Raw genomic sequence first — 11,404 nt, 5'->3', positions numbered from 1 at the left:
GATCCGGCGGCACCTCGGGTGCATCAGCAGCCTCAAGACTGCCGACAAAAGCGATGGTGCACCAGTGAGCGCGCCGCCTGTCGCCGGCCGTCCCCGACGAGGTCAGCGCGTGCGCGGCCACACGCCGTCGTAGCGGTAGCCCAGCTTCTCGACGTCCAGGACGCTCGCGACCGTTTCGCTGTAACGGGGCAGGCGGCTGGACTCGGTGACGTTCCCGTACGCCGACCGGATCGGGGCACCGGGATGGCGGGAGCGCCACATGTGCCACAGCAGGTCGCCGAAGCAGGCGATGACCCAATACAAGGGGTCGTTCGGGGCGGAGGGCAGGGCCAGGTCGCCTCCGATGCCCATCTGCACCGCGCCGATGTGGACCTCCATCTGCATGTTGAACACCTGGAAGTCCGGATTTTTCAGCATGTTCACCATGAGATCGGACGAGGCCCACGCGGGGATCTTCCCGCTGTCGGCATAGGAACGCCGGAGCGGGTGGGGCCCCGGGATTCTGGCGGTCCACCCGGCGAACGCGCCGTCGAGCACGGCCTGATCGTGTTCCGCGCTGCCGTTTCCCCCGAAATACGCCTTCGACAGCACCGCCGAGCGCTGCGGCGACCGGCTGTCGCGCGTCCAGTCCCAGTACGGCACGGACACGCCCGGATCGATGCGCTGGAGCTCCCGCTCGAAGTGCAGGAGATATCTGCGCTGCCACGGCAGGAAGAAGCCGTTGGCGTGGGTGGCCGCGAACTGCTCCGTGTAGGCGTTGACCAGCGCGTCGTAGGTTCCCCGTGCCTTCAGCGCGCGCACCGCCCGGACGAACGCCTCCCACTGCACGTTGGTCATGTCGCCGACCCGCCGGCGAACCGTGGGCGGGGCCGGATCCCCGTACGCCGCCGGACCGCGTACCCCGAACGCGATCGCCGCCGTTCCCCACACCGCTGACGCCAGCATCTCCCGCCTGCTCGGCCCGCGCATCTGTCCGCCCCCCGAATGTCACCGGATCCCCGTGGTCTGTTGCGACCGGCCGAAAGATTAGAACGGCGAAGCCGCTTGACCGTGAATTTCGCGGCGTGTCGGGGTGCCGGGGCCGTGGGCACGGGCCGTGGGCACGGGGCGTCGGGGCGGGGTTGTCGGTGCGGTGTGCCACTGTAGGAAGCGTGCGCCGCATCCACCCCTACGCCGAGGACGAGCCGGACATCCCCGCCGCCTACGCCTATCCGCGCGACCACTGGCTGCGCCTCAACATGGTGAGCAGCGCCGACGGCGCGGCCTGGGTCGAAGGCCACTCGGAGGGCCTGTCCGGCCGGGCCGACAAGCGGATCTTCGGAGTGCTGCGCGGCCTGGCCGACGTCGTGCTGGCCGGGGCCGCCACCGTCCGCACGGAGGGATACCGACCGGCCCGCCCGCGCGAGTCGTGGCGGGGCCTGCGGGAGGGCAGGCCTCCGGCGCCGCCCATCGCCGTCGTCACCCGCCGCCTCGATCTCGACCTCGGCAGTGAGCTGTTCACCGAGGCGGAGCCGTACGCCCGGACGATCGTGATCACGACCGAGTCGGCGCCGAAGGAGCGCCGCGAGGAGGCGGCCGCCAGGGCCGACGTCATCGTCGCGGGCGAGGAGACGGTCGATTTCGCGACGGCTGTGAGCGAGCTGCGCGCCCGGGGACTCGGCCGCGTCCTGTGCGAGGGCGGCCCCCGGGTGAACGCCCAACTGGCCGCCGCCGGCCTGGTCGATGAGCTGGCGCTGACCGTGAGCCCGCTTCTGGTCGGCGGCGACGCGGCGCGCATACTGGACGGCGTCGCATCGCACACGCCGCTGACCCTCGCCCAGGTGCTCGAAGAGGACGGTTTCCTCTTCTGCCGATACATCAGGGAGGCGCAGGATGAATCTTCCGGTTGAGCCGGAGATCCCCGATCTGGATCTACCGGTCGTGCCGCCGGTCGCGCCGATGCTCGCCAAGGCCGTCAAGGGGCTGCCGAAGCAGGACGGCACGCTCTTCTACGAGCCGAAGTGGGACGGCTTCCGCTGCATCGTCTTCCGCGACGGCGACGAGGTCTTCCTCGGCAGCAGGAACGAGCGGCCCTTCACGCGCTACTTCCCCGAGCTGGTCGAGGCCATCCGGCAGGAGCTGCCGCCCAGGTGCGTCGTGGACGGCGAGATCGTGCTGATCAGGGGGCAGTCGCTCGACTTCGACGCGTTGCAGCAGCGCATCCATCCCGCGCAGTCGCGGGTGCGGCTGCTGGCCGGGAACACGCCAGCGTCCTTCGTCGCCTTCGATCTGCTCGCCAGCGGGACGGAGGACCTCATGGAGGCGCCGTTCTCGGAGCGGAGGGCCCGGCTGGAGGAGGCGCTGGCGGGCGCGGGCCGTTCCGTACGGCTCACGCCGGTGACCCGGGACGAGAGCCTGGCGGCCGAGTGGTTCGACGCGTTCGAGGGCGCCGGTCTGGACGGCATCGTCGTCAAGCCGGGCGATCAGCCGTACGCGCCGGACAAGCGCGTGATGTTCAAGGTCAAGCACGAGCGGACGGCCGACTGTGTGGTGGCGGGCTACCGCGAGCACAAGTCGGGGCCGATCGTCGGCTCGCTGCTGCTCGGGCTCTACTCGCCGGACGGCCGCCTGCACCACGTGGGCGTCGCCGCGTCCTTCCCGATGAAGCGGCGGGAGGAACTCGTCGAGGAGCTCGCGCCCTACCGGGTGGAGGACCTGAGCGAGCATCCGTGGGGACACTGGGCCGAGGTCGCGACGGGCGGCGCCGGGGGCCAGCGCCTGCCCGGCGCCGTGTCGCGGTGGAACGCCAAGAAGGATCTGTCGTTCATCCCGCTGCGGCCGGAACGGGTGGTCGAGGTGGCCTACGACCACATGGAAGGCGACCGGTTCCGGCACACCGCGCAGTTCCGCCGCTGGCGCCCGGATCGCACGCCCGAGTCCTGCACGTACGAACAGCTCGAACGCCCGGTGAGCTACGACCTCGACAAGATCCTCGCCCGGTGACACTCGGTGGGCCGTTGACCCGCTGCACTGACCCAGCGGGCCGCTGAGCGCCTGCCCCCGCTGGGCCGTTGACCTGCTGCTGACCTGCTGACCCCTCACAGATCCGTTGGCCCGTCGCACCGCCGGCCGGCCATCAGCAGCCCTGACCTTCAGCCGGTCAGGGCGCGGACGGCGGCGGTGACGACGACGGCGACCGCCACGACCACCAGGAACGGCGCGCGCAGCAGCAGCGCGACGGCCGCCGCGGCGAGCCCGGCGGCCCGGGCGTCGACCACGAGCGTGCGACCGTCGGCGAAGGTCTGCAGGGCGATCAGCGCGGCCAGCGCCGCGATCGGCACCAGCGCGGCCAGCCTGCGGACGAGGGGCCGCTCCAGCACCGCCGCCGGCACCGAAAGGCCGAGCAGCTTCACGGCATAGCACCCGGCCGCCGTGACGACGATCGCGACCCAGACCATCAGCGTCCTCCTCGGGGCGAACGGGTGAGCAGCCGTGACGCGGCCAGCACGGCGGGTGCGGCGAGCACGGCCACCAGCACCGGCACACCTACGGGCACGAACGGCACGCAGGCGAGGGCGAGCACCACGGCCAGCACCGCCACCACCGCCTCCGCGCGCCGGGCGAGCGGGTCCCGGGCCGCCTGCGGTGCGCGGGGCGCCTCATCGCGCGGTCCGGCGTGACCAGCGGGTCCGCCGTCACTGGGCGGTTCGGCAGGGGGAGCGGCGGCGGGCGTGGAGGAGGAACGGCCTCGGAGCATGGGCAGGAGCAGGGCGAGGAAGACGGCCGGACCGGCGGCGTCGAGCCCCCAGGCCGTCGGATCGCCCAGCGCGGAGGCGCCCAGCGCGCCCAGGAACGTGGTGATGTTCCACCCGGCGTACAGGCTGACCCCGGTCACCGTGAACCCGAGCCGGGCGAGGCGCCGGTCGGGCTGGGCCAGGGCCACGGCGGAGGTTTCGTCGATCACCCACTGCGCGGCGAGCGGGCGGACCGATCCGGGGAGCCCGAGCAGCTGCGACAGCCGCAGCCCATAGAAGGCGTTGCGGACGCCGAGCAGCAGCGCCCCGGCCGCGGCGGCGAGCGGGTTGCCGCCGCCGCCGAGCGCGCCCACCAGCGCGAACTGGGACGCCCCGGTGAACACGAACAGCGACAGCACGCAGGTCTGGACGACGGTCATCCCCGCACCCGCCGAGGTCACGCCGAACGCGAAGCCCGACAGGCCGACGGCAGTGCCGACCCCGAGGGCGTCCCGTACGACCGCCGCCCGGGGCTTCGGCGGCAGGCCGGCCTGCACTGGTGTCGTGGTCACCCGCCAGAGAGTAACGAAGCGTGCAGGTATGTCCCCCATGGGGTCGGTGGCCAAGACGTGCCGGCGGGGACGGCCTTGTGGCGGGGACGGCTCAGGCGCCGGTGCAGACCAGGACCCGCATGGACCGGTCGGCGAGGCAGACCTTGGCCTCGGCGGGCAGGATCTCCTCGGCGTACGGGTCGTCGCGGACATCCTCCTCGGCGGTGTCGAGGACGGGACGCCAGGCGGCCCCCAGCTCCGGACCCGGGAGGGCGAACGTCAGGTTCTCGTGGTGCGCGTTGATCAGCAGCAGGAACGTCTCGTCCCTGATCCGCTCGCCGCGCGGGCCGGGCTCGCTGATGGCCTCGCCGTTGACGTACACCGCCAGCGACTTCGCGTAGCCCGTGTGCCAGTCGCCGTCGGTCATCTCGGTGCCGGACGGCGTGAGCCAGATGATGTCCCTGCTGCCGTCCCCGGGCGAGTGGCCCTGGAAGAACCGGCGCCGCCGGAAGACGGGATGCGCCCGCCGTAACGCGGCCAGGCGGCGGACGAACTCCAGCAGGTCGCCCTCCTGCCGGATCAGCGACCAGTCGATCCACGAGATCTCGTTGTCCTGGCAGTAGGCGTTGTTGTTGCCGTGCTGGGTGCGGCCGAACTCGTCGCCCGCCAGCAGCATCGGCACGCCCTGGGACACGAACAGCGTGGTGAGGAGGTTGCGCCGCTGCCGCCGGCGCAGCCGTACGATGCCGGGATCCTCCACGGGGCCCTCGGCGCCGCAGTTCCAGGAGCGGTTGTCGTCCGTGCCGTCGCGGTTGCCCTCGCCGTTGGCCTCGTTGTGCTTGTGGTCGTACGACACGAGGTCGTTGAGGGTGAACCCGTCGTGGGCGGTCACGAAGTTGATCGAGGCGACCGGGCGGCGGCCGCTGCTGGCGTAGAGGTCGCTGGAGCCGGCCAGGCGCGAGGCGAACTCGGGCAGCGTCCGGGAGGCGCCGCGCCAGAAGTCCCGCACGGAGTCGCGGTATTTGCCGTTCCACTCCGTCCACAACGGCGGGAAGTTGCCGACCTGGTAGCCGCCGGGGCCGACGTCCCACGGCTCGGCGATGAGCTTGACCTGCGAGATCACCGGGTCCTGCTGGATGAGGTCGAAGAACGCGCTCAGCCGGTCGACGTCGTGCAGCTCCCGGGCCAGCGCGGCGGCCAGGTCGAAGCGGAAGCCGTCCACGTGCATGTCGAGCACCCAGTAGCGCAGCGAGTCCATGATGAGCTGGAGCGCGTGGGGCGAGCGGACGTTCAGCGAGTTGCCGCACCCGGTGTAGTCGAGGTAGTAGCGGCGGTCCTCCTCGCGGAGGCGATAGTAGGCGACGTTGTCGATGCCGCGGAAGCCCAGCGTGGGGCCCATGTGGTCGCCCTCGGCGGTGTGGTTGTAGACGACGTCGAGGATCACCTCGATCCCCGCGTCGTGCAGGGCCCGCACCATCGCCTTGAACTCCTGGACCTGCTCGCCGCGCTGGCCCGAGCTGGCGTACGCGTTGTGCGGCGCCATGTAGGCGATCGTGTTGTAGCCCCAGTAGTTGGTCAGCCCCCGGGCGACCAGGAAGTGCTCGGGCACGAACTGGTGCACGGGCATGAGCTCGACCGCCGTCACGCCGATCGACAGCAGGTGGTCGATCACGGCCGGGTGCGCGAGCCCGGCGTAGGTGCCCCGCTGCTCCTCGGGGACGGCGGGATGGCGCATGGTCAGGCCGCGCACGTGCGCCTCGTAGATCACGGTCTCGTGGTACGGCGTGCGGGGCGGCCGGTCGTTGCCCCACTCGAAGAACGGGTTCACGACCACGTTCTTCGGCATGTATGGCGCGGAGTCGGCGGTGTTGAGCCGCGCGGGGTCGGCGAAATGGTAGGAGAAGAGCGACTCGTTCCACCGCACCGAGCCCTCGATCGCCTTGGCGTACGGGTCGAGCAGCAGCTTGGACGGATTGCACCGGTGCCCGTGGTCGGGGCGGTAGGGGCCGTGCACGCGGAAGCCGTACCGCTGGCCGGGCATGATCCCGGGCACGTAGCCGTGCCAGACGAACCCGTCGACCTCGGGCAGGTCGACGCGAGTTTCCTCCCCTCTGTCGTCGTACAGGCACAGTTCGACCCGCTCGGCCACTTCTGAGAACACCGAGAAGTTGGTGCCCACACCATCCCAGGTGGCGCCGAGCGGGTAGGGCTCTCCGGGCCAAACCTCGCGCATGTAACCTCATTCTCCACTGCTCGGGCGAATCGTGCACCCGCGACGACCCCTGCTCTTGCATGGGAACGCGGGAGCCCCCGCCGGATCGGGTCCGGCGGGGGCTCCCGCTGGTGCTCAGCCGACGAGTTCGGCGTTGAGAGTGATCGTCGTGCCGGCGAGCGCCTTGCTCACCGGGCAGTTCGCCTTGGCGGTCTCCGCGGCCTGCTGGAAGTCCTCGGCGGAGATGCCGGGCACCTGCCCGCGGACAGAGATCACGATGCCGGTGATGCCCTCGCCCGGCTGGAAGGTGACGTCCGCGCGGGTCTCCAGCGACTGGGGCGGCGTGCCGGCCTTGGCCAGGCCGGCGGACAGGGCCATCGAGAAGCACGAGGAGTGGGCGGCGGCGATCAGCTCCTCCGGGCTCGTCTTGCCGTTGGCCGCCTCCGCCCGGGAGGGCCAGGAGACGTCGAAGGTGCCGACCCCGGAGGTGTCGAGCGAAACGGTGCCCGAACCGTCGAGCAGTGCGCCCTTCCACTGCGTCGTCGCGGTACGAGTGGTCGCCATGGCGATATCCCTTCAGTAAGCGGAGCCTATCCACAGGCACCTTAACGCCGCCGCCGACGCGTCGGGCCCGCGGCATGGCCGGTAGCCGGCTCACGCCGGGGCCGCGCGCTCCAGGACCGCCTCCAGGTCGACGCCGGAGGGCAGCGTGCCGAGGGCGCGCCCCCAGTCGCCGGACAGGCGTGAGGCGCAGAACGCGTCGGCCACCGCGGCGGGGGCGTGCCGTACGAGCAGGGACGCCTGGAGGACCAGCGTCATCTCCTCGGCCACCCGGCGCGCGTCGGCCTCGCCCGCGGCGGCGAGCCTCTTCAGGACCCGCTCGGCCGCGTCGGCGACCCTCCGGTCCTGGGCCAGCGTCACCTCGGCGAAGAACGCCTCGACCGCTTCGGGCTCCCTGGCCATCACCCGCATCAGGTCGAGGGCGGCCACGTTGCCCGAGCCCTCCCAGATGCCGTTCAGCGGCGACTCCCGGAACAACCGGGGCATCTGCGACTCCTCGACGTACCCGTTGCCGCCGAGGCACTCCAGCGCCTCGGCCGCGTGGACCGGCGCCCGCTTGCACACCCAGTATTTGCCGGCGGCGAGGGCGGCCCGGCGGAACAGGCCCTCGGCCGCGTCGCCCCGGATCGCCCGGTCGGTCGCCCCGGCCAGGCGCATCATGAGCGCGGTCGCGGCCTCCGACTCCAGCGCCAGGTCGGCGAGCACCGAGCGCATCAGCGGCTGCTCGGCCAGCGTCCGGCCGAACGCCCTGCGGTGACGGGCGTGATGAAGCGCCTGCGTCAGGCCGTATCGCATGCCGGCGGCCGAGCCGATCACGCAGTCGAGCCTGGTCATGTTCACCATCTCGATGATCGTCCGGACGCCCCGGCCCTCCTCGCCGACGAGGTAGGCGATCGCGCCCTCATATTCGACCTCGGCCGAGGCGTTCGACCGGTTGCCGAGCTTGTCCTTCAACCGCATCAGACGAATCGCGTTGCGGGTGCCGTCGGGCAGCACGCGGGGGAGCAGGAAGCACGACAGCCCGCCCGGGGCCTGGGCCAGCACCAGGAACACGTCGCACATCGGGGCGGAGTTGAACCACTTGTGGCCGGTCAGGGCGAAGCTCCCGTCGCCCAGCGGCTGGGCCCTGGTGGTGTTGGCCCGCACGTCGGAGCCGCCCTGCTTCTCGGTCATGGCCATCCCGGCCAGCACGCCGCGCTTGTCCCTGGCCGGGCGCAGCCCGAAGTCGTACGTGCGGGAGGCCAGCAGCGGCTCCCACTCGGCGCGCAGCGACGGCGAGTGCCGCAACGCGGCCACGGCGGCGTACGTCATCGAGATCGGGCAGCCGTGCCCGGCCTCGACCTGCGACCAGGTGAAGAACTTGGCGGCCCTGGCGACGTGCGCACCCGGCCGGGCCGACGTCCAGGGCGCGGCGTGCGCGCCGCTCTCGACCGCGACCGTCATCAGCTCGTGCCACGCCGGGTGGAACTCGACCTCGTCGATCCTGTTGCCGTAGCGGTCGTGGGTCCGCAGGACGGGCGGGTGCTCGTTGGCCAGCCGCCCCCACTCCTGCGCCTTCGCCGAACCGGCCAGCAGGCCGAGCTGGCGCAGCTCCCCGGTCGCCCAGTCCGCCCCTTCCCTGGTGAGCCCCTCCAGCAGCGCCTTGTCGGCCGCGACGTCGTGGCCGGACAGCGGTGGCACCTGGTTGGTCACGTCGTGGGTCACTGGGTCCTCCTGTGGTCGATGCAGGGACTCGTCCATACCGGGACGTCCACGATGCCGGGACTCCATCTCAACATCCCAAGCGGCCGGGACAAACACCGGACAGCAAACGGTCAAGCGCCGGAAATCTCCAGTCCGAGCTCCTGGGCCGCCTCCAGGGCGAGGTCGCGGGCGTAGTCCTGGTCGGCCCCCGCCTCGCACAGCACCCGGTGGACGCCCTCGATCGCGCGCCGGTCCCCGCGCCCGGCCAGGCCGCGCGCGGCCTCGGCCACCGTCGTCAGATCACGGTCCGCCAGCCGGGAGACCAGGGCGTCCCTGATGGGCGCGGTGTCGGCGGGCAGCCCCGCGATGCCCATCGTGGCCCAGTCGCGCACCTCGTCGTCGGCGCACCGGCTCAGCCGGATCAGCGCGGCCAGCCCGTCCTCGTCGTCCGGAGACAGCACCGCGGCGAGTGCCATGGGATCGTGGACCGTGGGCTCCCGGCCCGGCGTGTCGATGAGCTTGAGCACCTCGGGGAGCGCCCGTTCGTCGGTCTGGTGGCCGAACGCGCGGAGCAGCGCCTCGACGACCGCGGGGTCGGTCTCGTGCCGGGCCAGGTCGCGCAGGATCTCCAGGACGCGGTCGCGGTAGGGGTCGTGCGCGGTGTCCCCGCCGAGCCCTGTCTCCCCGCCGGACCATGGCCGGCCGTCGAGCCCCGTCCGCCTGACGAGCGCGGCCTGCCTGCCGACGCCCGTGACGCGGCCGAACTGCGCGAGCACGTCGACGCCGAACTCCCGTTCCACCGGGTCGTCGCTCTCGCACAGCCGGGTCAGCGCGAGGAACGTCTCCTCGTCGTGGCGGGACTGGAGCGCGTGAACGGCCGCCCACCACGTCTCGTCGTCCTCGTCCAGGTCGCGGTAGGGAAGCACGCGCCTGAGCAGCACGTCCGGGGGCGGACGCAGGCCGAGAGCCGCCTCCAGGACCGTCGCGATGGCGGCGTGCCCCTGCTGGCGGGTGATCGAGTAGTCGCCGCCGGCGCCGCGCGCCTCGACCGTGACCCGCCGGGTGCCGTCGGCGGCGGAGGTGTGGGCCACCAGCACCGTGTGCTCGCCCTCCACCTTCCTGGAGACCTCCTCGCGCAGCACGGCTTCGACATCCACCGCCGCCAGCCGCGTGGCGATCTCCAGCGGGGTCATGCCGTCCCAGCCCGGCGCGGACGGGTCGGCGCCGTGCTCCAGCAGCGACCAGACGATCCCGTACGCCCCGAAGACCGCGGCCAGCGTCAGCGGGGTGTCGCCGTCGTCGTCGGCCCGGCCGGGGTCGGCCCCGGCGTCGAGCAGGATGTCGGCCGACTCCAGGTTGCCGTTGGCCGCGGCCCACAGCAGGGGCGTCCAGCCGCCCTCCTCCGCCGCGTCGGGGTCGGCGCCGCCGTCGAGCAGCGCCTGCACGGTCTCGGCGTGGTTCCAGCACGCCGCCGCACAGAGCGGAAGACCCTCCCCGTGTCCTCCGCTCGGCTGGTCCGGGTCGGCGCCATACTCCAGGAGCAGCCTGACGATGTCGTGGTGGCCGTCGACGGCCGCCCGGTAGAGCGGCGTCGTCCCCTGAGCGGGGTTCACGGCGGTGTCCGGGTGCAGCAACGCCGCCACCCGCGCGACGTCCCCTCCCGCTATCGCCTCCAATAACCTGCTGCGGGTCACGACTCCATGCTCACACAGCCCCTTCCGTACGTCGTCCGCAGGGATCGTCTCCCTGGATCGTCTCCCAGGATCGTTCCCAGGGAGGAGGGATCGCGGGGCCGGCCGGGATACGGTGAGGGGCGTGAACGATCCGGGTGGTATGCGGGCATCCGACGCCGAACGCGAGTCCGTGGTGGAGCAGCTGCGCGTGGCCTCCGCCGAGGGGCGGCTGACCCTCGCGGAGCTGACCGAGCGGACCGAGGCCGCCTACCTTGCGCAGACCCATGGCGAGCTCGCCCAGATCACCGCCGACCTGCCGGGAGGCTCTCCCGCACCCCGGCCCGCCGCGCCGGCCGCCCCGCAGGGCAGGATGCGCAAATGGATCGTGGCGGTGCTGGGCGACGCCAAGAGGACCGGCACGTGGCGGATCGACGACGGCATCGGCGCGGTCTGCGTGATGGGCGACGTCGTCCTCGACCTGCGCCAGGCCGAGGTGCGCGGGCGTGAGGTGGACATCGTCGCCGCGTGCGTGATGGGCGACGTGAAGATCATCGTGCCGGACGGCGTCGACGTCGAGCTGTCCGGGATCACGATCATGGGGGACAAGAAGGTCCAGGTGATCGAGGCGCCCCGCGGCCAGTCCGCCCCCGTCGTCAAGGTCACGGCGTACGTGCTGATGGGCGACGTGAAGATCATCGGCGACTCGCACGCCGCCCCGATCAAGCGCGGCTTGTTCGCCTGGAGCGAGTGGTGGCAGGAGCGCCGCCAGCGCCCGGGCTACGGCGGGCACGAGATGCCCCACCGCCGCCACCACGGCCTGCACTGATCGGCCCCACTGGCCGGGCCTCCCGATCGGGCCTGCTGATCGGGCGGCGCCGGCCGGATGGCCCTATACGCCCGACTGCGCCGGCGCAACGCCTGTCACCAAGACGTTCTCGCCGTTCAGCCGCCGAGAACGTGCCGCATTCGCGGCGAGAGAGGCGTCCGCTGGGGCGGCCGACCACTCCCGGG

At 72.2% G+C, this 11,404-nt stretch carries 10 protein-coding genes; 3 read left to right on the top strand and 7 right to left on the bottom strand.

All coding sequences use genetic code 11. The annotated features are described in order from the left end of the window. Positions 1-102 precede the first annotated feature (102 nt). Positions 103-945, bottom strand: coding sequence for a tyrosinase family protein (locus FLX08_RS39150; RefSeq protein WP_167530759.1), 843 nt, complete (start codon positions 943-945; stop codon positions 103-105). A 206-nt stretch (positions 946-1,151) separates the two neighbouring features. Between FLX08_RS39150 and FLX08_RS39145 the strand changes: the two genes are divergently transcribed. Together FLX08_RS39145 and FLX08_RS39140 are read left to right on the top strand one after the other, a co-directional pair. Then, positions 1,152-1,889: a pyrimidine reductase family protein gene (locus FLX08_RS39145; RefSeq protein ID WP_142625313.1), complete on the top strand. Its 738-nt coding sequence runs from the start codon at positions 1,152-1,154 to the stop codon at positions 1,887-1,889. Then, entirely contained in the window at positions 1,873-2,982 is a 1,110-nt protein-coding gene (locus tag FLX08_RS39140) for an ATP-dependent DNA ligase (RefSeq protein WP_244313222.1), read from the top strand. Before FLX08_RS39145 ends, FLX08_RS39140 begins: the two co-directional genes overlap by 17 nt. Positions 2,983-3,131: 149 nt before the next feature. Here FLX08_RS39140 and FLX08_RS39135 read toward each other — a convergent pair whose 3' ends face one another. The 6 genes from FLX08_RS39135 to FLX08_RS39105 all read right to left on the bottom strand — a co-directional run bounded on the left by FLX08_RS39135 (position 3,132) and on the right by FLX08_RS39105 (position 10,414). Further along, entirely contained in the window at positions 3,132-3,440 is a 309-nt protein-coding gene (locus FLX08_RS39135; RefSeq protein WP_142625312.1) for an AzlD domain-containing protein, read from the bottom strand. After that, positions 3,437-4,285, bottom strand: a complete 849-nt coding sequence (locus FLX08_RS39125; protein WP_244313221.1) for an AzlC family ABC transporter permease — start codon at positions 4,283-4,285, stop codon at positions 3,437-3,439. Before FLX08_RS39125 ends, FLX08_RS39135 begins: the two co-directional genes overlap by 4 nt. A gap of 91 nt (positions 4,286-4,376) precedes the next feature. Next, positions 4,377-6,497, bottom strand: coding sequence for a glycogen debranching protein GlgX (glgX, locus tag FLX08_RS39120; RefSeq protein ID WP_142625311.1), 2,121 nt, complete (start codon positions 6,495-6,497; stop codon positions 4,377-4,379). A 114-nt stretch (positions 6,498-6,611) separates the two neighbouring features. After that, positions 6,612-7,040 (bottom strand): OsmC family protein, encoded by a 429-nt coding sequence (locus tag FLX08_RS39115; protein WP_142625310.1) that lies wholly within the window; start codon positions 7,038-7,040, stop codon positions 6,612-6,614. Between the two features lie 90 nt (positions 7,041-7,130). Further along, the gene (locus FLX08_RS39110; protein ID WP_142625309.1) at positions 7,131-8,777 is read right to left on the bottom strand and encodes an isovaleryl-CoA dehydrogenase; all 1,647 of its coding nucleotides are present in this window, start codon (positions 8,775-8,777) and stop codon (positions 7,131-7,133) included. Positions 8,778-8,851: 74 nt separating this feature from the next. Then, a complete protein-coding gene (locus FLX08_RS39105; RefSeq protein WP_142625308.1) occupies positions 8,852-10,414 on the bottom strand; it encodes an ankyrin repeat domain-containing protein in 1,563 nt (520 codons plus the stop codon). Positions 10,415-10,535: 121 nt separating this feature from the next. Between FLX08_RS39105 and FLX08_RS39100 the strand changes: the two genes are divergently transcribed. Next, positions 10,536-11,219, top strand: a complete 684-nt coding sequence (locus FLX08_RS39100) for a DUF1707 SHOCT-like domain-containing protein (protein ID WP_142625307.1) — start codon at positions 10,536-10,538, stop codon at positions 11,217-11,219. Positions 11,220-11,404 lie beyond the last annotated feature (185 nt).

This window comes from Microbispora hainanensis (assembly GCF_006874475.1).
Classification (GTDB): Bacteria; Actinomycetota; Actinomycetes; order Streptosporangiales; family Streptosporangiaceae; genus Microbispora; species Microbispora hainanensis.
This window is presented reverse-complemented; position numbering and strand designations above follow the sequence as displayed.

What these genes read in the sequence shown, in the direction of transcription:
- FLX08_RS39150 (WP_167530759.1), bottom strand. Translation starts at nt 945, where the DNA reads ATGCTGGCGTCAGCGGTGTGGGGAACGGCGGCGATCGCGTTCGGGGTA.
- FLX08_RS39140 (WP_244313222.1), top strand. Translation starts at nt 1,873, where the DNA reads ATGAATCTTCCGGTTGAGCCGGAGATCCCCGATCTGGATCTACCGGTC.
- glgX (WP_142625311.1), bottom strand. Translation starts at nt 6,497, where the DNA reads ATGCGCGAGGTTTGGCCCGGAGAGCCCTACCCGCTCGGCGCCACCTGG.
- FLX08_RS39115 (WP_142625310.1), bottom strand. Translation starts at nt 7,040, where the DNA reads ATGGCGACCACTCGTACCGCGACGACGCAGTGGAAGGGCGCACTGCTC.
- FLX08_RS39110 (WP_142625309.1), bottom strand. Translation starts at nt 8,777, where the DNA reads ATGGACGAGTCCCTGCATCGACCACAGGAGGACCCAGTGACCCACGAC.